A 19,718-nucleotide genomic window follows, 5' to 3' on the forward strand; every position below is an offset into this window, starting at 1 on the left:
TGGATTGTTGTTGTTGGAGAACAGAGCAAATGAACGTGGGTGAAGAAAAAGAAGTTACTGCCACTTATATCAATTTATTTGAACGGCAATTTTTGATGGCAGATTTAATGATTTTTTATTTGAGGATTGATTTAAAATCAATGGTTTAACTTCGGTCAATGACCCTGTTTGCCGCAATCGCCCTTTAGATTGTCGGCATTGCACCGCGCCATTTTAGCCATACTTGGGTAATGTTGTGTATAAGCTCAAAAAACACCAGAATATGGCAACAACGCACTATCCCAAAGTTTATTTGTATCGGAGAATAGTTCAGGCAAAGCTTTTCATCGATAACCATTACGATGAGAAAATTGATCTCGATAACATTTCAGACGAAGCTTATTTCTCTAAATATCATTTCATCAGGCTGTTCAAATCTATATATGGCAAAACACCGCATCAGTACTTAAGGTCTTGCAGAATAAATAAAGCGCAGCAACTGTTGCAAGCAGGCAAACCCGTAACTGATACCTGCTTTCTGGTAGGTTTTGATAGCCTGACCTCGTTTAGCGGGCTGTTTAAAAAGCTGGTGGGCATCTCACCGTCGGTTTATCTGGCGAAGCACCAGCAAAAGAAGTCGAAGATCAGCAAGGCACCGCAGGCGTTTGTGCCGGGCTGCTATGCCTATCAAAATGGCTGGTTTGAAAATAGCAATTTTGAAGAAGCCCGGTGGTGATTTCTTTTTGAGATTTGTACCAATAAACAACTAAAAGAGAAAAGCCATGATTACAAAAATGAACATTGCCAATATTTATGTGATAGACCAGGATAGCGCCTGCGACTTTTATGTAAACAAGCTCGGCTTTAAGCTGATTGATGATATACCCATGGGACCGGGAACCCGCTGGCTCACGGTTTCACCACCCGAGCAGCCTGACCTCCAGATTGTGCTCTTCCCGATTACCGTAGGCAAAATGTTTCCCCAGGAGACGGCAGACACCATGATAGACCTGATCAAAAAAGGGACGTTCGGCTGCGGAGTACTCCAGTGCAACGACATCTATGCTACCTACGAAGAGCTGAAAGCCAAAGGTGTGGAGTTTATCAAGCCTCCTACCAAAGAGTTTTATGCCACTGAGGCATTATTTAAAGACGACTCTGGCAACTACTTTTCTTTGCAACCGAAAGAAGAAGGAAACAGTGAAGACAGTGTTTGATCAGGCGGTAAGGGACGAATTGATCGGGAGAATCAATTCGCTCAATGAAAACAGTACTGCCCTGTGGGGAAAAATGAATATCCATCAGATGTTGAAACACTGCATTCTATGGGAAGAGTGGATTTTGGGTATGAACAATATAGAGAACAAGCAAAGCTTTTTAGGTAAGATCTTCGGAAAAATGGCGCTGAAAAGTACAGTGAAAGATGATACGCCGCTCAAAAAGAATATGCCTGCCGGCCGGTTTGTCATCAAAGAAGCACCCAAAGATGTTGAGCGGCAAAAGAGCGTATGGATGGAGCGGATTGCATCCTATGATCACTACTCCAACCCTACGTTTGTGCATGGGTTTTTCGGTAAAATGTCAATCGAGCAGATTGGCATTTTTGCCTACAAACATTCAGACCACCACCTCAGGCAGTTTGGCTGTTGAAAGTTGAGATAAGCAGGCATTTCTATGTTTTTAAGTGTGCAATTTTATATTTTCAATGGAGAAGGCGTTTGCCGGTTGTTCTGTAATAAACTAAAATATTAAAAATAGCTATCCCATGAGCGATATTCAATCATACAACAATGTGCAGAAAGGCGAGGACCAGGAGATCTGTAATATTTTGGAAGCAGAGATCAACCGCAGCCTGCCCGAAGCAGAAAGCAAGATATGGCACGCCCATCCCGTTTGGTTTTTGGAAGGAAACCCGGTAGTCGGCTACAGCAAATTGAAAAACTGCATCCGCCTGCTGTTTTGGAGCGGACAATCATTTGAAGAAGACAACCTCCAAAATGAAGGCAAGTTCAAAGCCGCCGAAGCTCGCTACACCTCTCCCGAACAGATCAACAAAGCTGACCTGGCCCGATGGCTTAACAAAGCCAGGGACATTCAGTGGGACTACAAGAATATAGTCAAACGGAAAGGGGTGTTGGAAAGGTTGAAGTGATCAGTGTTGGGAGTATTGAGATGAGAGTATTGAGATTTATAAGTACTTCAAAATAATAAACTTCCGCCTGGAAATACGCAGAGTCCTCTACGAGAGACATCTGCTTGGAAGTTATAAAAGTATTCAGTGATCGGTGATATAGTAATAAGTAATTGATGAATTGCGCACTAACTCCTCCCTTGGAGGGAGGTGATCGCAGGCCGGAGGGTGTCCCGCACATACTTATGAAATACCTTCTGATTTGGTTTATGAGTACTTCAAAATAATAAACTTCCGCTTGGAAAAAAATAAATTTACCGCTCACCAAAAAACTACTGACATAGGGCTGTCACAACCCCAGTCTATCTTTGACTAATAACAATTAAAACACCCTATGGAAATCAAAGATGGAAAGTTGGCGGTCTATGCCAGGGATAGAGAAGAGTGGAGAGTCTGGCTGGAGCAGAATGGTCAAATTGAGAAATCAGTGTGGCTTATACTCTTTCACAAAAAGAGTGAAATGACCAGTGTAGACCGGATAGAGGCCACAGAGGAGGCTTTATGCTTTGGCTGGATAGACAGTTTGTGTAAAAAGAGAGACAAGGAAAGCTATTATCTGACCTTCTCACCTCGGAAGGGCAAAAGAAGTAACTGGAGCGCACCTAATATAGAAAGAGCCAAAAGAATGATCAAAGAAGGCCGCATGACCGCTCAGGGACAAATGCTTATCGACATGGCAAAGCAAGCCGGAAGATGGGAGAGTTGAAATATTAGAAACGAACATTTAAATAATTACTATGGAAAAATTAGACCTGACCAAAAAGTACAAACCTTACTATTCAGCCAAAACCAAACCTGAGCTTATTCATGTAGAGGAAGCCTATTACCTGTCCATTGCCGGAAAGGGCGATCCGTCCGGAAGCCTTTTTGCTGAAAAGATACAGGCGCTGTATTCCACCGCATATGCCGTAAAGTTTACTTATAAAGATGAAGGGAAAGACTTTGTAGTAGCAAAACTTGAGGGTTTGTGGTGGTTTGATGAGGAAAAGTATAAGGGGCTTACCATTACTGAATCATCTCAGAAAGTGCCCAGAAGTGAGTGGGAGTATCGTTTATTGATCCGAATGCCAGAGTATGTTACAGAGGAACAAGTGCGTGAGTGCATTGCAGCAACCCATGAAAAAAAGCCACTAAAGTTTTTAGATGAGGTTGAATTTTACAAAATGAAGGAAGGACAGTGTATACAAATGCTCCATGTAGGACCCTTTGCCAACGAACCCGAATCGCTTCAAAAAATGCAGGGTTTGATTGAGGAAAATGCTTTTAAGAAAAATGGTCTTCATCATGAGATCTATTTATCAGATTTTCGAAGGACGGCTCCGGAAAAGCTGAAAACCATCTTGAGGGAACCCGTTGCATAAAGGGTAGATGAACAATGGGCCATAGGCTACGACTTAAAGGCAAATATTGATTTACACCCGGCCCATTGCTTCATCAAACGCAACCTTTAGACCTGCGCAACCACCTCTTCCAGGGCTAGTCGTGACTTGGGCTTTAGCGTGGGCTGGTTGGCATCCTCAGTGTCCCTGTAACCAATGGCTACCGCAAACAGTGGCCTATAGTTTTCCAGTCCTAAAATGGTACCATACTCATCGTTTTTAATGCCCTCCATTGGAGTAGAGTCAATACCCATAGCAGCACAGGCACTTAAAAAGAACCCCAGCGATAAGTATACCTGGTGCGACATCCAGGCCTTTATTTCATCCTCAGACTTGGGCTTTATAAACTGGTTATAATACGCTACCGGCCCCTCAGGCAGGTTCTTTTTGATTTGCTGCTCAAATAGCTCAATACTGTTTATTACACTAAACACTACCACATGGCTGGCATCTTTTACTTTAACGTCATTAAAATAAGAGACCGCCGCCAACTGATTTTTCACCTCGTCGCTTGATACAAAAGTAAATTTCCAGGGCTGGCTATTGATTGACGAAGGGCTAAGCTTCAATATTTCCTTAAGCTCGGTTATCTGACTTTCGGGGATCTTTTTGGCAGGATCATATTTTTTAGTGGTATAACGAGCTTCGGCTATGCTTTTAAAGTTCATAAGGTTTTTATTTAAACTATACTTTTGATAGTAGCAAACCTAAATATAGCTTCATATATTTGCAATAACGGTCAAAATAGATAGTAACTGACATATTTATTCAAAGTGCTGATTATCAATGTATAAAGTAGAAAATAAAATTTACCCATGTAGCACAAGCCTTACGATGAAGTATATCGGAGGTAAGTGGAAATCCGTCATACTCATTCACCTGAAAGCCAGGTCTAAAAGGTATAACGAACTCCGAAAAGACATCCCTACTATAACAGAAAGGACATTGAGCCTTCAACTTAAACAACTTGAAGACGATGGCCTGATCTCCAGAAAAGTATATACAAGCAAACCACCATTAAAAGTAGAGTATGAACTCACGGACTTTGGCAAAACCCTCATCCCTGTCCTCGATGCCATATCTCAATGGGGCCACAAGGTTGCCGGCATGAGCCAAGGAGTGGAGCAGGTGGCTGGTTGTTAAAAGGTTAATGTGAAAGGTAAATGGAATAGGCTTTTGACAGTGAGACAGTCAAATATGTCATCTATATATAGCTGGTTTCTTCATAATCATTAATGTTTTTCTTACTTTCCTTTTTTTAATAAACTGATGCAGGCAATCATTTTTATAGGTATTCAGGGTACTGGTAAATCTTCATTTTATTTTAAACAATTTTTTAACAGCCATATCAGGATTAGTATGGATTTGCTTAACACCAGAAATAAAGAAAACATATTCCTGGAGACCTGTTTTCTTTCTCAATCCCGGTTTGTAGTAGACAATACGAATCCAACCATGTCAGATAGGGCTCTTTATATTAACAAAGCCAAAGAAAACAAATACGAGGTGATAGGTTACTACTTCAACTCATCACTTGAAGAAGCTTTAAATAGAAATAGCCAAAGGCAAGGAAAGGAGAAAGTACCGGAAATAGGAATAAAAGGTTGCTATAGAAAGTTGGAAATACCATCATATCAGGAGGGTTTTGATAAACTTTATTACGTGAAATTGGATGACAATCAATTCATAATAGAAGACTGGAAAAATGAAATTTGATGAATTAGATAAGAAGCTACGGATTTATGAAACTGCGCATGATTTCTGCGTGCTACCTAATATTTATATGGTGGCCAGAATTGACGGACATGGTTTTACAAGGCTTACAAAGGAAAAGCATGATTTTGTCAAGCCGTTTGATGAATCATTTCGTGACTATATGGTTGAAACCGTTAAGCATTTAATGAACTGTGGCTTCAAAGTAATCTATGGCTATACCGAAAGCGATGAAATTTCACTGCTTTTTGATATAAATGAATCTACCTATTCCCGAAAGACGAGAAAATACAACTCCATTTTAGCTGGGGAAGCCAGTGCAAAGTTTTCATTGCTACTGGGGGATATAGGTGTATTTGATTGTAGGATTTCTCAGCTCCCCAGAAAGCAGGATGTCGTCGATTATTTCAGGTGGAGAAATGAAGACGCTCATAGGAACGCCCTTAATGCACATTGCTATTGGTTGTTGCGTGAAGAAGGCTGGTCGGCCAGGGATGCAACCAAAGAAATTTCAGGGAAGTCAACGGCTTTTAAAAATGACCTGCCTAAGTGGCAAAAACGAGGTGTAGGAGTGTATTGGGATAACTATGAAAAACAGGGGTGGAATCCAGTACAGCAAGTCGAAGTTCCTGCTAAAAGGAGAGAGTTAAAGGTGAATTACGACCTGCCTATGGGAGATAGTTATGATCAGTTCATGGGTGAATTAATAGATCAGGGGAATTAAATTAATTGGCATTTCTATGGATGAAAATAAAATTCTTGATTCCTCGGAGGAACCCATTGTTTTGAAAAAGAGGCCTTTAGTAATTACTGTTATTTGCATTTTTATTCTGTTTGGTATTGTTTCTATTCTATACACATTATTTTCAGGTGATATGAGGCTGGTTTTTGGTTGGTATCCGCCATATTTAGCATTTTGTGCCCTTATGAGTTTGGTATGTATGGTTGGACTGTGGAAGATGAAAAAATGGGCAGTCATGGGATACACTGGCTTGGTAGTGATGAGCCAAATTGTGTTATTGGCCATGGGATCATGGGGTGTCAAATCAGTGATAATACCTGGAATTGTAATCGTGATTTCATGGTCTTATATAAGCAGAATGGATTAGACTGGACATTCGAGCTTTAAATTCAGAGAGAATGAAGGAGGATGTCATCAACTTAACTTTAGCTTTCGTAGTTGCTCTGTTAATCGTAATCTGGTTGTTCCATTTTCAATTATTTACCTCTGTTGATATACAATTACATGATATCTATCTGACAATATATCCAATAATTATTGTGTTAGTGCTTTGGGTATTAGTAGTGTTTGGGCTTTATTTTATCAAACTGCTCTTTAGGAATATCAAGAGCAAAGCAGGTGTTTGGGTTTTACTTGTGGCAAATAGTGCAGTTATCGGGCTAGTTGTTTTTCTAATATGTTCGATCTATTTGTTTTACATGGTTGAGGCCGAAGCAGCCCTTTTTGAAGAAGTTAAGCAATCTGAGCATATTTATGAGACCATGCTTACAGCCATGATAATTCCAATAATTGCTCTTATTTTTCTGCTCATTTTGGAATTTTTATTAGCAAAAAGAGTGAAGAGAGTGAATTAGTAGTTATTTGACTCATGTTTCAGATGTAAACTGCCATTGGGCAAGTAGAAAGAAACCCCTGCTTAGTTTTAGTACCTATCCATTCCAGTCTGTTATAGGATCAACCTGTATAACTGGCAACTTCGCCCTGAAAGGGCCCAAGCTATCAGCAAAAAGTGAAGCCTTTTGTTAAATCATCTTATATTAGTACAAGCTCTGAAAGAGCGAAATACTCTGCCATCGTATCTAGCACGTTTTCAATTAATTCAAACGCAACTTTGTTGCATTTGAATTAATTTCATCTATCTTCACGGGAAAACAAAACAACAAATCAAAAGAAGGGAAATGAAGCAAAACAGTCACTATGAGGTAATTATCATCGGAGGGAGTTATGCCGGACTTTCTGCTGCCATGGCATTAGGGAGAGCGTCGAGGAAAGTGCTGGTGATAGATGGAGGGACACCCTGCAACAGGCAAACACCCCATTCGCATAATTTCATAACACAAGATGGCAGAAAACCGGCTGAAATAGCGCATGATGCCAAAATGCAGGTGTTAAAATATGATACCGTCTCTTTCCATGAAGGTTTAGCCGCTACAGGTAAAAAAGTAAAGAATGGCTTTGAGCTGGAAACAAAATCCGGAAACAAGTTCACTGCCAAAAAATTGATATTTGCCAGCGGACTGAAAGATATCATGCCCGATATCAAAGGTTTTGCCGAGTGCTGGGGGATATCCGTTATCCACTGTCCGTACTGCCATGGTTATGAAGTAAAGAACGAAAAGACTGCTATACTGGCCAACGGAGATGTGGCATTTCATTATGCCCAGTTAATTTTTAACTGGACTAAAAAGCTTTCAGTTTTTACAAACGGCAAATCGACCCTGACTGAAGAACAAACGGCGCAGATCGTAAAAAACAGAATTGAAATTATAGAAACTCCGGTTGACTATATTCACCACTCGGAAGGCTATGTCCGGGAGGTAGTGTTTAAGGATGGTTCAGCTATCTCAGTAAATGCCATTTACTCAAGACCCGATTTCATTCAGCAAACCGACATACCAGAAAAGCTGGGCTGCAAACTTACCGATAGCGGGTTGCTGGAGGTAGATGCAATGCAGAAAACCAGTGTTGACGGCGTATTTGCTTGTGGAGACAATTCTGGTATGCGTGCAGTTTCTCATGCCGTAGCCAGTGGTACCACTGCGGGAGCTTCATTGAATAACATACTGATAACAGAGGAATTCTGATGTACTTTGGTTTAAAAGTAATAATTCTATGAAAATTTTATAATAATTTGTAATTTTAATTAATTCGTGGTCAGTAAAGTAACTTGTAATGAGGCACCGTATACCTGAAATCGTAAAGTACTATGAGAAGTTAACTTTAAAAGACTACATAAATGATAGGGTTATTGAGAAAATTAGACTTTACTATAGACTTTCCCATCGAAATATTATTTATTTCCGCATCATTACAATTGTAACTTTATTAAGTGGTATTCTAGCCCCCGTTTTTTACCATTTTACTTTAATAGACATTGCTAACCAAAAACTAATAGCGACAACTTTAAGTACCATTGTAGTTTTTGGAGTGTCTATTGAATCATTATTTTCTTTTAGGGAAACAGCAAAAAATTACAAAAATGCAGAAAACGCATTGGTTAATGAGTATTATCTCTTTCAGGCTAAATACGAGCCATACAATAACGGAGATAATTTGTTGGAAGTTTTGGTTTTTAGGGTAGAGTCGCTCATCTTAAAAGAAAGACGTGATACTATCGATAAAATTACAGCTGAGATGAATAAAAAGTCTCAGCAAAAACCTTCTTAATGGTTAATTTTAAGCTTAGCGTATTTAATCATTTTTTTATCTTCCTGCTAAGAAACGCAAAAGCTGCACCAGCCACAACCCCCAGTCCGATACCCGCCACCAGCCTGGCCCGTTTATAAGAAGTAGGCTCGGGCATATCCACAATACCGGATTCATCCGTATGCGCAGGCTGTTTTACATACCTGCCATCTTCAGGAATGTAGTTATCAAAATTTTCAGCAAATCTGGCAAAGCGGTTTTGCCACTTTTTTCCGCTTACCGGTAAACCATGCCCGGTGCCGATAGCCTTGGGGTTCAGCCTGGCCAGTTCCTGAACAGACTTCTTGGCAGCCTGCCAGTCGATAGTGAAGTAGGCCGGAGGTTCATGAAACTCTTCTTTCTGGCTGATCACTGAAAATACGGAGTTCTGGTTGACCGTAACGAAGGCATCTCCCGCAAGCAACGTACAGTCCCGCTCCCTGAAAAGGGAAACATGCCCCGGAGAGTGTCCCGGCGTATGGATTATTTTCCATTCGGGAAGCTCAGGAACAACGCCATTGGCAGGAAAAGGCAAAACTTTATCACCGAGGTTCACGGGTTTTGTAGGGTATACCCACGACATATAGGCCATGGCACCACCACCCACAGCGGGGTCAGGTGGAGGATAATGAGATTTGCCCTTGAGGTAAGGCATCTCAAGTGGGTGGGCATAAACAGGTACATTCCAATGCTTCAACAGCTCAGGTAAAGCTCCCACATGATCGAAATGACCGTGGGTAAGCACTATGGCCCTTGGCTTGTTATTGGAGCCGAATACTTTTTCAGCCTCCTTCCGTATCCGGTCTGCAGATCCGGGTAATCCTGCATCTATCAGTACCCAATCCCCGCCATACACCGGCTCCCCGATCATATAAACATTGACAAACAATATTTTGAAACCCGCCACATCCGAGGTTACCGAGTAGGGGGAATCATGCTTCAAAATGTTCTGCTCTGCTGACATCTCTCTTACTATTTAATTTGATAGTAAAACAGCATTTTTAACGGATTGTTAGCTGAAAAACTTCAAATTTCAACAATTTAAGAAATCGTTTTAACTTAATTTCTGAAGAGCCGTTAATTTAATTTTAAACCCCGCATACCATAAGAAAACTTACCCTCTATATCGCCGCCAGCCTCAACGGAAAAATAGCCCGGCCTGATGGTGCTGTTGACTGGCTGGATGCCATCCCCAACCCTGAAAAGAGCGACTATGGATACTATGATTTTTATAATTCCATAGACACCACCATACAGGGATATAAAACCTACGAACAGGTCATTAACTGGGGTGTTGATTTTCCCTATGCCGGTAAGAAAAATTATGTGCTCACCAGGAAAAAAGGTCTTGTGAATACAGAACACGTAGAATTTGTGACAGAAGGCCATGTTAAATTCGTTGAAAAACTAAAACAAGAAAACGGAGGAGGCATTTGGCTGGTAGGAGGAGGACATATTAATACCCTGCTTTTTAATGCCGATCTTATTGATGAAATTCGCTTGTTCATTATGCCAATTGTAATCCCGGGAGGCATAGAAATTTTTGAAGGATTACCAGATGAGCGACATCTGTTGCTGAAAGATAAAACAGCCTATTCCTCCGGTGTAGTGGAATTGATTTATGAGGTGAATAAAAATAAAAACAAATGATAACCCTGAAAAGAACGGACTCAACCAATGCAGACTTTGTAGCCCTCGTTAAATTACTTGATGCGGACCTGAAGGTACGCGATGGAGAAGAACATGATTTTACCACCAGTTCAATAAAATTGATAATCTTAAAAATGTGGTGGTAGCCTATGAAAATGATGCTCCTGTAGGCTGTGGAGCTATTAAACCTCACGGTGAAGATGCTATGGAGGTAAAAAGGATGTTTGTTTCACCTGCCATGCGCGGCAAAGGAATAGCAGCAAAGGTGTTGGACGACCTTGAGCAATGGGCGAAGGAACTTGGCTATGCACGTTGCGTGCTGGAGACCGGCAAAAAGCAACCTGAAGCTATAGGCCTGTATAAAAAGAGCGGATATCAGGTCACCGCTAACTACGGTCAGTATATTGGCGTGGAGAATAGCATCTGCTTTGAGAAAAGCATCAAAGACGGTCAATCGATCCCTTCTAAGTAAATGCATCCTTTAAGAAGGCATATAGAAGAGATCATACCGCTTACCGATCAGGAATTTGAATATATCCTCAGCCATTTTAAGGCATTGAAGAGAAACAAATTCCAATACATTATTCAGGAGGGCGAATCGGTAAATAAGGAATTTTGGGTAGTCAAAGGCTGCCTCAAATCCTGCTTTTTCGATCAGGATGGGAAAGAGCACATCCTGCAGTTTGCCATGGAAGACTGGTGGGTGACCGACTACGAAGCCTTTACCAACCGCACCAAAGCCACTATTTCTGTCGATTGTATTGAAGATTGCGAGCTGCTGTACATCACCTATGATGACCGGGAGAAACTAAGCAGCGAAATGCATAAAATGGAGCGGTTTTGGTCTAAGAAAACGAAACTAAGCTATATAGCACTGCAAAACAGGGTGCTTTCACAAATGAAAGATACTGCCAAAGAAAGGTGCGAAAAGCTCCAGGCCAGATACCCGCAACTATTTCAGCGCATACCTAAAAAACTCATTGCCGCATACCTCGGTGTATCAAGAGAAACCCTGAGCAGGCTGTATTCCTGACCGTATTTATCTCTTATCTGCAAAATCTTTTTGATTTCTCTGTCTATCGATGTGATCTACATCACTTTGATATAGTGACCTGCCTCCTGTAGAAGCTGTCCGGCACAGCCCAACTTTGTGTTGTAATCAATTTGATCACCAAAACACAAAGTAAAATGCCTTACATCAATATCAGGGTTACCGATGAAGGGGTAACCAAAAAACAAAAACAGGAACTGATTGCAGGGGCTACCAAACTCATGGTAGACATCCTGGGCAAGAACCCGGAAACCACGCATGTGGTGATTGACGAAGTACCCATAGACAATTGGGGAGTTCGTGGAGAACAATATTCAGAAAGGGTAAATCAGAAAAAAGCGTAGTAAAATGAAAGGGAAAACAGTAATTATAACAGGAGCATCTACAGGTATAGGCAAGGCCATATCAAAATTGTTCATCGAAAAAGGCAGTAATGTCGTCATGAATTCATACAATGAAGCCAGGTTGCAGGCTGCCTTTGAGGAGCTTGGCTCTCCGGTCAACGCGATAACCATTGCCGGAGATATTAGCCGGAAGGAAGTGGGCGAAAGGTTGGTACAGGCTGCTGTCACCAACTTCAATAGGGTGGATGTACTCATTAACAATGCCGGGGTATTCAAGCCTAAACCGTTTCTCGAAGTGGAAGAGGGCGATTTGGATGAATTCTGGTCAGTTAATCTGAAAGGCACCTTCTTCACCTCCCAGGCTGCCATACCTCAGATGTTAAAGCAGAATTCAGGAGCCATCATCAATATAGGAACCGTGCTGGTAGAGCATGCCATTGCCGGGTTCCCTTCCACGGCACCAATGACCAGTAAAGGAGCCATCCATGCGTTGACAAGGCAGTTGGCTGCTGAATTTGGCAAGCATAATATACGCGTCAATACCATAGCGCCCGGAATAATAAGAAGCCCGTTGCAGGGGAAAATTGGTGTGGAAGACGCAGATAGCCTGGCAGGCCTGCATTTGCTCAACAGAATAGGTGAAGCTGACGAAATAGCGGAAGCTGCTTACTACCTGGCCACTGCTGAGTTTGTTACCGGAGAAACTTTTAATGTGGCGGGCGGGCATACCGTGGGGCATGCTATTTAAAGAACAAATGACTATGACATACACTGAAAAAATCAGCGATATAGAAACCGTGATTACGGGTTATTTTGAAGGGTTGTTTTACGGTGATATTCAAAAGCTGGGAAGATCCTTTGCTACGGAAGCGTATCTTTATGGCGACATGAGAGGGGAAGCCTATTTGAAAAACCTCAAAGATTATCTGGAAGGTGTGGCGGCGAGGAAAAGCCCTCACGAATTGGGCGAGGATTTTAAAATGGAAATCCTCTCAGTCGAGGTAACCGGTAAGGTGGCTGTTGCCAGGCTTCATGTGCCTATGCTTGGTTATAATTACTACGACTATCTGGCTTTAAGCAAGATCAATGGCGAATGGAAAATTGTAAACAAACTTTTTGTTCATGTGGAATAATACGAGAGCAACGAAGCTGCTCAGGATAAAATATCCGATCATTCAAGGGCCATTCGGCGGAGGGTTTTCCTCCGCCGGGTTAACCGCAACTGTTTCAAATTGCGGGGGCATGGGCTCCTTTGGCTTGAATGCATACAACGCAGAAGAAATTCTGAAAATAAACCGTGACATAAAGACATTAACCGATCAGCCTTACGCGCTTAACCTTTGGGTGCCTCTGCAAAATGACCCGATAGAGCAATATACTTCCAGGGCTTTTGAGCAGCTAAAGGATGCCGTGAGGCCGTATTTTGATGAGCTGGGGTTGGATGTTCCCGACTACCCGGAATATGAAGAAAATACCTATGAAAATCAGGTTGAAGCCATTCTTCGGGCTAAGCCCCCGGTAATGAGCTTCATCTTTGGAATTCCTTCAAAGGAAATTATTCACGCGCTGAAACAGAATAAAACCACCATCATCATTACTGCCACAACACCCGAAGAAGCACTACTGGCTGAGGCTGCCGGAGCTGATCTGGTGGTAGCTTCTGGAGCAGCTGCCGGCGGTCATAGGGCCTCATTCCTCAACCCGGGAGCACAGTTATTAATGGATACAGCAACATTGGTAGAAGAAACGCTTAAAAATATAAAAATACCCGTAATAGCCGCAGGAGGTCTGTCCGATGGAGATGCCATCTATAAAGTGATGAAACTCGGTGCTTCTGCCGTACAACTCGGAACGGCCTTTTTAGCCACAGATGAATCCAATGCCACTGATGTACATAAAAAGAAATTGCTATCAGAAGAGCGGTTAAAAACCACCCTTACCAAAATATATTCAGGCAGGCTTGCAAGGGCAGTGGCCAACGATTTTACGGAAGGGTTAAAGCATCTTCAGGACGATATCGTTGCACCATACCCGGTGCAGGGGAAGTTTCTCGCACCATTAAGGCAAGCCGCCATAGCCAGGCAAAAGTGGGAATATGTTGCGTTCTGGGCCGGAGAGCCTTCGTCAGTATTGGTTCATACATCCGCAGAGAAATTGTTTCATTCCTTAACCGAGAGATTAGCTTACTTAAGCAGCAAAGATATGGCTGATTAATAGCATCATAAAAAATATCCGGTTATCCGGTAACCTCATTTACCCCGCTTTCACTAAAGGCAAATTACCCTTTAATGGAAGAAATGAAAACAATGGTAAAATGAGAAACGAGAAAATAATTTTAACCTTAATGGTGGCGGCACTGTGGACAGGTGGCTGCAAAAATGATGATGACAGCGATCCGGCTCCCGAAAACCGGGTGCCGGAAAGTTTTACAATAAATACTGAAGTAGATGCTAACACCGCCAGGCTTATCTGGAGCCGGGCCAACGATCCTGAAGGGGGCAAGGTTAAATACGCCATATTTCTTGAGGGAACAGAAATAAGTGAGGGACTTACCGATACTACCTTTACATTGTCTGATTTAACTTATGAGCAGGAGTACTCTGGTAAAGTAGTGGCCGAAGACAGTGTCGGGGCAACGGTAGAGCAGACCTTTTCCTTTACCACCGGCTTTATATTTCTGAAAAGCTACGAAGTGGCAGGTAGTGAGTATTTTCTTGAGTACGATGAAGCAGGCATGCTGGTAAATGTTGAAAATGCCGGATCTGCAACCAATCAGGTATTGCGCAATGGTAATGAGCAGGTTATAAAACTTGGTGCCAGTAGCTTTTCTTACAATTCCGGCGGGCTCATAAAATCAGTTGATGACGGAAACGGAGAAGGACTCATGCAGTATGATAGCCAGGACAGGTTAATAAAAATGAGTGCAACCTATAATTTCAGTCCCACCTATAAAGTACGTGTGATCCGAGACCATACGTATAATGGTCAGGATCAGCTGGTTCAGATCCTTGAGGAGATTTATGATTTCTACTATGAGAATTACACTTATACACGCATAGAACTTGAATACGATAGCAAAGGCAATGTTGTGCGGGAAGAATCCGCCGGTAGTTCGGATGGGGAAACGTACGGAACACCAACGGTTACAACCTATACTTATGATACTTCAAAGAACCCCTGGTACACGGTATTAACAGAGCAAACCAATTTACAACCCCTGTATATAGAAAGCAACAACCTGCTAAACAGCACTTTGACTATAGGCAACAGCGTAGTATACCGCAGCCAATGGACAAGCAGGAATAACATTAAAAGCAGTCGTACAGAGTATGCGGGTGATTATCATCAAAGAGAGTATACCTATACCTATAATGAAGAAGGCTACCCATTAACCTTAAAAGTGGATGTAACCTCTTCGGGGTATGAACCATACACATACTATCAAAGGTGGTATTACTAAAATATGTTCACAGTTCCGGGTTTGTAGTTCATAGTTATAAACTCCACTTTCTATTATAACTTACCGAACTTGTTTGCAGCTTTACTAAACTTCCAAAAGTTTGGTAAAGCTTCCCTGTTCTGTAGCACTGGCTTGAGGGGTAATAGCCTTAAAGCAGTAGCCTTTGCGGGTTAATTTATATCACTCTTTAGTTGGCTTCCTGTTATCCTCATACCATTGAAGTATGGCTGGCATGTCCCGCTCAAAACCTCCCGGAATATATACATTGAGCAGTCCCATAGGTTGATCTGAGTTATTGGCAAAATCATGCATTGTGTTGGCAGGAATAAGAAAGAAAGCTCCTTTCTTTGCTTCGACCCACTCATCGCCAACCAGCATAGAAACCGTACCCTCCAGCACATAAAAAATCTCATCATTATGCTCATGCAGGTGTGCTCCTGGCCCTGTAGAGTGAGGCTCAAGCCACCATTCCGAAACGGAATATTGAGCCAGGGTCGCCTCTTCATCAGCTTTGAAAATGGCCCTCATAGAACCCATATCATACTTTCTGCCTCCGTCGGGTGGCAATTTGATTAAAGCTTTTTTCTTCATGTAAATGGCGGTTATATCCAACAAGCACAAAGCTAACGGTTGACTTCACACGGAAATTGGAAAAATCCGACATTGTGCAATGTTAAATCTTGCCGGTCGGCATAATTTTACTTCGTAAAAGCAGAATGCCTAACTTAGAAGAACACAATTCATTCAAAACCCGGTTAAGATGCACGACCCTCTGATCAATAGCTTTTTAAACTACTGGCCGTTGGAGGAACAGGCCGTACAAGCCCTTAAAAGCAAAGCCATAGGCGGTGCCTTAAAGAAGAAAGCCTTTGTTTTGAAGGAAGGTCAGGAGTGTAACCATTTTACTTTTGTGGTAAAAGGCTGCTTAAAGCTCTTCCATATAGATGAACAAGGTAATCAGCATAACCTGCAGTTTGCCACGGAGAATAGCTGGTTGGCAGACTACGGCAGCTTTTATGCCGAAGAACCCAGTGAATTAAACATTCAGGCACTTGAACCTACTGAAATTTTACAGATCGGGAAAAATGATCTTTTTGATCTCTACGACAAATTCCCTGTTTTCGACAGAAATTTCAGGATCATTATCGAAAATGCTTTTATAGAACAGCAAAAGCGCCTTCTTCAAACTATCAGTTCCACTGCTGAGGAGCGTTATCTGTACTTTTTAAAGAAATATCCCGACCTGTACAATCGCATCTCCAATGTGCAGATTGCCTCATACATAGGAGTTACACCCGAGTTTTTGAGCACCATCAGAAAGAAAATTACCGGGAACAAAGTTTAAGATCATTTCTTAAACTATCTTATAGGTACGGCACCCCACGTCGTGGCATTTTTGTGTTATAATTTATTGTTAATCATTAAATCAAAAACATATGTCAAATCCATTTTTAGGTTTACGAACCTGTATTTATCGTGTAAGTGATTTAAAAGCTGCAACCGAATGGTATAGCAAGGCCTTTCAAACCGAGCCTTACTTCAATGAGCCATTCTACGTTGGGTTTAATATCGCCGGTTATGAGCTGGGTTTGCTCCCGGAAGAAAATGCACCCAAAACCAAAGCAGAAAGTGTAATGACCTATTGGGGCGTAAATGATGTGGAAAAGGAATACCAGAGATTTATCGGTTTAGGGGCTAAAGATTGTGAAAAACCACATAACGTGGGAGGGGAGCTGGTAGTAGGAGCTGTAAAAGACCCCTGGGACAATGTGATTGGGATCATTTATAATCCTGAATTTAAACTACCCTGATAATTAAATTGGCACGTTTGCCCTAATTTTACTGTCCAAATCACGGGCACTCATGAACAGACTGGACAGAATTACAGCTACTTTAATCCACTTGCAGTCCAAACGGATGGTGATAGCCAAAGAAATGGCCGACAGGTTTGAAGTGAGCTTAAGAACGGTTTACAGGGACATAAAAACACTGCAGGAGGCCGGGGTGCCCATTGGCTCGGAAAACGGCGTGGGTTACTACCTCGTGGATGGCTATACACTGCCTCCGCTGATGATCACCGAAGAGGAAGCCAACGCCCTTGTGATATCTGAAAAACTTCTGGCAAACTTTGCAGATAAATCCCTGAAAAAAGACCTCGAGTCTTTGCTTATCAAGGTCAAGGCCATATTAAGGAATTCCGAAAAGGACAAAGTAGAAAAGCTGGAAAGCAGAATTGCCTTTTCCTCCAAGCCTGAAATAGTCGAGAACTCCTGGCTGTCCGTTGTTCAAAAGTGTATTACCCATGGTACGGTTTTGCACATTAGCTATTCATCCATTGGTAAAAATGAAATTACCGAACGACAGATAGAGCCCCTGGCCATTTACTTTACCGGCAAATCGTGGGTGTTAATTGCCTTCTGCCGGTTAAGAAAGGCCCTGAGAGAGTTTCGCCTCGACCATATCGTCAAAGCCGTACCATTAACTGAAAAATATCACCACAAGACACCTTTTAGTATCAACGATTATTTCCAGGCACAAATAGAAAAATATTCCAAACCAAGTTGACATAGGGCTGTCAATACCCACCATCACCTTTGGCATATTATTAATCTTTTAAAACAAAAAATAATATGATCAGAGTAAGTAATGAGCACCCGAAGGCAATGGAATTTACTTCATTCAAGCAAAAGGAAGGTGTAACAGATGATGAGTTGATCAGAGCGGCTATGGCCTTTGAATCTGAATTTTTGACAAAGCAACCGGGAGTGATATTTCACTGCCTTGTACGCAATTTTTCCGGTGATTATGCCAACGTACTTTTCGCCAAAGCCAAAGAAGACATCAGTAACCTTGAAAAAGCAGCCCGCAATGATCCTAATGCCGGGGCTTTTTTCGGTATGATCGATATGGGTAGTGTAAAAATGACTACTCAGAGTATTGAGAAGGACTTTTCCGTACCTGCCCATTTTTCCTGTGTGGAATATGGCAGCTTCTCTTTGAAAAGCAATGACTACGATACGCTACAGAGAGTTTCAGAAAGTATAGAGCGTGATTACCTCTCCCAATTTGAAAACACCCGGGCACATTTTGTAGGCAGGCAAAATGAAAACTTATATACAGAAGTAACCTTCGGAGCCACATTAGGGAAGACGAAAGAAGTATGTATGGGCTATATCGGCAACCCCATATGTCAGCCCATGCTCGATATGGCTGATGAAAAAAGCATGCAGCTTGATTTCTGGTATGTGATCGCGTAGATTAACGCTGACAATTTAAACTTCCGGAGCCTTCCGGGCTTCGGAAGTTTAGAGGAATTTCAGGAAGCTTTAAAAAGAACCAATGGATCTGAAAGAAATAGCCACCAAAAGGTTGGCTGGTCAGCAAATACAGAATTCGGCTTACCGGAGCGCTCGTGAGGTGGTAGCTTATATGGGAGCTATGCAGGCGCAGGATTTTGCGATGTCTAAATGGGCGGTAGGTTTACGCTGTTCACAAACACTGGAGCAGGTAGAAGCTGCCATAGATAAAGGTGAGATTATCCGTACCCATCTGCTCAGGCCCACATGGCACCTGGTGGCAGCCGAAGATCTTCATTGGATACTAGAGCTTACAGCGCCGCAACTATTATCATCAATGAACTCCCGGCACCGGCAGTTGGAACTGGATGCAAAAATCATTAACAAAAGTAACGATATCATTGTCAATGCCCTCGCCGACAAGGAGTACCTGACCCGCGAAGAACTGGTGAAAGAGATTTCAGATTCAGGGATTGCTGTAGATGCCAACCGTTCCTCGCACCTTTTGTTCTTAGCCGAGCAGGAAGCCCTCATTTGCAGTGGAAGGTCAATAGGAAATAAGACAACCTATGCACTGCTGTCCCGGCGCGTAGAGCGCAAACGAACATTGACGCGTGAAGAAGCACTTGCCGAACTTACTCTCAGGTACTTCAAAAGCCACGGCCCCGCCACCCTGCAAGACTTCATCTGGTGGTCAGGCCTGTTGATCACTGACGCAAAAAAAGGTTTTGAAATGGTAAAGAAGGATTTGGATTCGGTAGTTAATGACGAAGAAACCTACTGGTTTGCAGAGGAGCATACACTAAATAAAATTAACCCCGGTCTTCATCTCATACCGGCCTTTGACGAGTTCATCATCAGCTACAAAGACCGGAGAGCGATGCTCAACGAAAGACATCAGCAAAAAGTAATCTCAAAAAACGGTATATTCTGGCCCGTAGTAGTGGTGGACGGACAAGTTGCCGGTTTATGGAGGCGGACTATAAAAAAAGATAAAGTACATGTAGAGGTAGATTTCTTCAAACGGGTTTCTAAACAGGTGAAGAAGGAAACAGAAGAAAAAGCCCGCGAATTCGGCAAATTCCTGAGCAAGCAAGTCAATGTTGCCTATAAAGAGTAGAAGCTAACCCGAATATTACCGTCATCACGAGGAGGCACGACGAAGTGATTCCCCCATTCGGAGGCACAAAATGAATTATCAATTAGGATCACGTTTGTACAACCAAAT

General features: G+C 42.2%; 31 protein-coding genes. 27 read left to right on the forward strand and 4 right to left on the reverse strand.

Annotated elements, in window-relative coordinates:
- Positions 1-262: 262 nt before the first annotated feature.
- From LVD17_RS15330 to LVD17_RS15355, 6 genes are all read left to right on the forward strand, one after another.
- Positions 263-715: a helix-turn-helix domain-containing protein gene (locus LVD17_RS15330; protein ID WP_233759887.1), complete on the forward strand. Its 453-nt coding sequence runs from the start codon at positions 263-265 to the stop codon at positions 713-715.
- Positions 716-761: 46 nt separating this feature from the next.
- Positions 762-1,196, forward strand: coding sequence for a VOC family protein (locus LVD17_RS15335; RefSeq protein ID WP_233759888.1), 435 nt, complete (start codon positions 762-764; stop codon positions 1,194-1,196).
- Positions 1,180-1,629 (forward strand): DUF1569 domain-containing protein, encoded by a 450-nt coding sequence (locus LVD17_RS15340; protein WP_233759889.1) that lies wholly within the window; start codon positions 1,180-1,182, stop codon positions 1,627-1,629. The genes LVD17_RS15335 and LVD17_RS15340 overlap by 17 nt, the downstream gene beginning before the upstream one ends.
- 115 nt (positions 1,630-1,744) lie before the next feature.
- Positions 1,745-2,131: a DUF1801 domain-containing protein gene (locus LVD17_RS15345; protein WP_233759890.1), complete on the forward strand. Its 387-nt coding sequence runs from the start codon at positions 1,745-1,747 to the stop codon at positions 2,129-2,131.
- Positions 2,132-2,504: 373 nt separating this feature from the next.
- The gene (locus LVD17_RS15350; protein ID WP_233759891.1) at positions 2,505-2,876 is read left to right on the forward strand and encodes a YdeI/OmpD-associated family protein; all 372 of its coding nucleotides are present in this window, start codon (positions 2,505-2,507) and stop codon (positions 2,874-2,876) included.
- 31 nt (positions 2,877-2,907) lie between these two features.
- Positions 2,908-3,531, forward strand: coding sequence for a GyrI-like domain-containing protein (locus LVD17_RS15355; RefSeq protein ID WP_233759892.1), 624 nt, complete (start codon positions 2,908-2,910; stop codon positions 3,529-3,531).
- A gap of 86 nt (positions 3,532-3,617) precedes the next feature.
- Here the strand turns inward: LVD17_RS15355 and LVD17_RS15360 are convergent, their stop codons facing one another.
- Positions 3,618-4,217, reverse strand: a complete 600-nt coding sequence (locus tag LVD17_RS15360; RefSeq protein WP_233759893.1) for a nitroreductase family protein — start codon at positions 4,215-4,217, stop codon at positions 3,618-3,620.
- 118 nt (positions 4,218-4,335) lie between these two features.
- On the opposite strand from LVD17_RS15360, the gene LVD17_RS15365 reads away from it, so the two are divergent.
- From LVD17_RS15365 to LVD17_RS15395, 7 genes are all read left to right on the forward strand, one after another.
- Positions 4,336-4,692: a winged helix-turn-helix transcriptional regulator gene (locus tag LVD17_RS15365; protein ID WP_233759894.1), complete on the forward strand. Its 357-nt coding sequence runs from the start codon at positions 4,336-4,338 to the stop codon at positions 4,690-4,692.
- Positions 4,693-4,818: 126 nt separating this feature from the next.
- A complete protein-coding gene (locus tag LVD17_RS15370) occupies positions 4,819-5,265 on the forward strand; it encodes a bifunctional polynucleotide phosphatase/kinase family protein (protein WP_233759895.1) in 447 nt (148 codons plus the stop codon).
- Positions 5,255-5,986 carry a tRNA(His) guanylyltransferase Thg1 family protein gene (locus LVD17_RS15375; RefSeq protein ID WP_233759896.1) on the forward strand — a complete coding sequence of 244 codons (732 nt, stop codon included), beginning with the start codon at positions 5,255-5,257 and terminating at the stop codon, positions 5,984-5,986. Before LVD17_RS15370 ends, LVD17_RS15375 begins: the two co-directional genes overlap by 11 nt.
- Positions 5,987-6,002: 16 nt before the next feature.
- Positions 6,003-6,371, forward strand: coding sequence for a hypothetical protein (locus LVD17_RS15380; protein ID WP_233759897.1), 369 nt, complete (start codon positions 6,003-6,005; stop codon positions 6,369-6,371).
- A gap of 31 nt (positions 6,372-6,402) precedes the next feature.
- Positions 6,403-6,858 carry a hypothetical protein gene (locus tag LVD17_RS15385; protein ID WP_233759898.1) on the forward strand — a complete coding sequence of 152 codons (456 nt, stop codon included), beginning with the start codon at positions 6,403-6,405 and terminating at the stop codon, positions 6,856-6,858.
- Between the two features lie 324 nt (positions 6,859-7,182).
- Positions 7,183-8,088: an NAD(P)/FAD-dependent oxidoreductase gene (locus LVD17_RS15390; RefSeq protein WP_233759899.1), complete on the forward strand. Its 906-nt coding sequence runs from the start codon at positions 7,183-7,185 to the stop codon at positions 8,086-8,088.
- Between the two features lie 88 nt (positions 8,089-8,176).
- Positions 8,177-8,671 (forward strand): DUF4231 domain-containing protein, encoded by a 495-nt coding sequence (locus LVD17_RS15395; protein WP_233759900.1) that lies wholly within the window; start codon positions 8,177-8,179, stop codon positions 8,669-8,671.
- Positions 8,672-8,699: 28 nt separating this feature from the next.
- Here the strand turns inward: LVD17_RS15395 and LVD17_RS15400 are convergent, their stop codons facing one another.
- Together LVD17_RS15400 and LVD17_RS15405 are read right to left on the reverse strand one after the other, a co-directional pair.
- Positions 8,700-9,653: an MBL fold metallo-hydrolase gene (locus LVD17_RS15400; RefSeq protein WP_233759901.1), complete on the reverse strand. Its 954-nt coding sequence runs from the start codon at positions 9,651-9,653 to the stop codon at positions 8,700-8,702.
- Positions 9,654-9,766: 113 nt separating this feature from the next.
- The gene (locus LVD17_RS15405; protein ID WP_233759902.1) at positions 9,767-10,078 is read right to left on the reverse strand and encodes a hypothetical protein; all 312 of its coding nucleotides are present in this window, start codon (positions 10,076-10,078) and stop codon (positions 9,767-9,769) included.
- Between LVD17_RS15405 and LVD17_RS15410 the strand changes: the two genes are divergently transcribed.
- The 9 genes from LVD17_RS15410 (at position 10,064) to LVD17_RS15445 (ending at position 15,194) form a co-directional block, all read left to right on the forward strand.
- Positions 10,064-10,339 carry a dihydrofolate reductase family protein gene (locus LVD17_RS15410; protein WP_233759903.1) on the forward strand — a complete coding sequence of 92 codons (276 nt, stop codon included), beginning with the start codon at positions 10,064-10,066 and terminating at the stop codon, positions 10,337-10,339. The genes LVD17_RS15405 and LVD17_RS15410 overlap by 15 nt on opposite strands.
- Positions 10,336-10,485, forward strand: a complete 150-nt coding sequence (locus tag LVD17_RS28575; protein WP_306415945.1) for a hypothetical protein — start codon at positions 10,336-10,338, stop codon at positions 10,483-10,485. Before LVD17_RS15410 ends, LVD17_RS28575 begins: the two co-directional genes overlap by 4 nt.
- Positions 10,476-10,811, forward strand: coding sequence for a GNAT family N-acetyltransferase (locus LVD17_RS15415; RefSeq protein WP_306415946.1), 336 nt, complete (start codon positions 10,476-10,478; stop codon positions 10,809-10,811). Before LVD17_RS28575 ends, LVD17_RS15415 begins: the two co-directional genes overlap by 10 nt.
- Positions 10,812-11,372 carry a Crp/Fnr family transcriptional regulator gene (locus tag LVD17_RS15420; RefSeq protein WP_233759904.1) on the forward strand — a complete coding sequence of 187 codons (561 nt, stop codon included), beginning with the start codon at positions 10,812-10,814 and terminating at the stop codon, positions 11,370-11,372.
- A 155-nt stretch (positions 11,373-11,527) separates the two neighbouring features.
- Positions 11,528-11,734 carry a tautomerase family protein gene (locus LVD17_RS15425; protein WP_233759905.1) on the forward strand — a complete coding sequence of 69 codons (207 nt, stop codon included), beginning with the start codon at positions 11,528-11,530 and terminating at the stop codon, positions 11,732-11,734.
- Between the two features lie 4 nt (positions 11,735-11,738).
- Positions 11,739-12,482 carry an SDR family NAD(P)-dependent oxidoreductase gene (locus LVD17_RS15430; protein WP_233759906.1) on the forward strand — a complete coding sequence of 248 codons (744 nt, stop codon included), beginning with the start codon at positions 11,739-11,741 and terminating at the stop codon, positions 12,480-12,482.
- 13 nt (positions 12,483-12,495) lie between these two features.
- A complete protein-coding gene (locus LVD17_RS15435; protein ID WP_233759907.1) occupies positions 12,496-12,867 on the forward strand; it encodes a nuclear transport factor 2 family protein in 372 nt (123 codons plus the stop codon).
- On the forward strand, positions 12,857-13,948 hold the full coding sequence (locus tag LVD17_RS15440) for an NAD(P)H-dependent flavin oxidoreductase (protein WP_233759908.1): 1,092 nt from the start codon (positions 12,857-12,859) through the stop codon (positions 13,946-13,948). Before LVD17_RS15435 ends, LVD17_RS15440 begins: the two co-directional genes overlap by 11 nt.
- A 100-nt stretch (positions 13,949-14,048) precedes the next feature.
- Entirely contained in the window at positions 14,049-15,194 is a 1,146-nt protein-coding gene (locus LVD17_RS15445; RefSeq protein ID WP_233759909.1) for a hypothetical protein, read from the forward strand.
- Positions 15,195-15,374: 180 nt separating this feature from the next.
- On the opposite strand, the gene LVD17_RS15450 is transcribed toward LVD17_RS15445, so the two are convergent.
- Complete coding sequence (locus tag LVD17_RS15450) at positions 15,375-15,785, reverse strand: cupin domain-containing protein (RefSeq protein WP_233759910.1); 411 nt, start codon at positions 15,783-15,785, stop codon at positions 15,375-15,377.
- 169 nt (positions 15,786-15,954) lie between these two features.
- Here LVD17_RS15450 and LVD17_RS15455 point away from each other — a divergent pair, with 169 nt between their 5' ends.
- The 5 genes from LVD17_RS15455 (at position 15,955) to LVD17_RS15475 (ending at position 19,610) form a co-directional block, all read left to right on the forward strand.
- Positions 15,955-16,539 (forward strand): Crp/Fnr family transcriptional regulator, encoded by a 585-nt coding sequence (locus LVD17_RS15455; RefSeq protein ID WP_233759911.1) that lies wholly within the window; start codon positions 15,955-15,957, stop codon positions 16,537-16,539.
- A gap of 91 nt (positions 16,540-16,630) precedes the next feature.
- On the forward strand, positions 16,631-17,005 hold the full coding sequence (locus LVD17_RS15460) for a VOC family protein (RefSeq protein WP_233759912.1): 375 nt from the start codon (positions 16,631-16,633) through the stop codon (positions 17,003-17,005).
- A gap of 52 nt (positions 17,006-17,057) precedes the next feature.
- Entirely contained in the window at positions 17,058-17,759 is a 702-nt protein-coding gene (locus tag LVD17_RS15465; protein WP_233759913.1) for a helix-turn-helix transcriptional regulator, read from the forward strand.
- A 65-nt stretch (positions 17,760-17,824) separates the two neighbouring features.
- Complete coding sequence (locus LVD17_RS15470) at positions 17,825-18,451, forward strand: hypothetical protein (RefSeq protein WP_233759914.1); 627 nt, start codon at positions 17,825-17,827, stop codon at positions 18,449-18,451.
- Between the two features lie 82 nt (positions 18,452-18,533).
- Positions 18,534-19,610 carry a winged helix DNA-binding domain-containing protein gene (locus LVD17_RS15475; RefSeq protein WP_233759915.1) on the forward strand — a complete coding sequence of 359 codons (1,077 nt, stop codon included), beginning with the start codon at positions 18,534-18,536 and terminating at the stop codon, positions 19,608-19,610.
- Positions 19,611-19,718: the final 108 nt, after the last annotated feature.

Origin of the sequence: Fulvivirga ulvae (assembly GCF_021389975.1) — a bacterium.
Taxonomy (GTDB): domain Bacteria; phylum Bacteroidota; class Bacteroidia; order Cytophagales; family Cyclobacteriaceae; genus Fulvivirga; species Fulvivirga ulvae.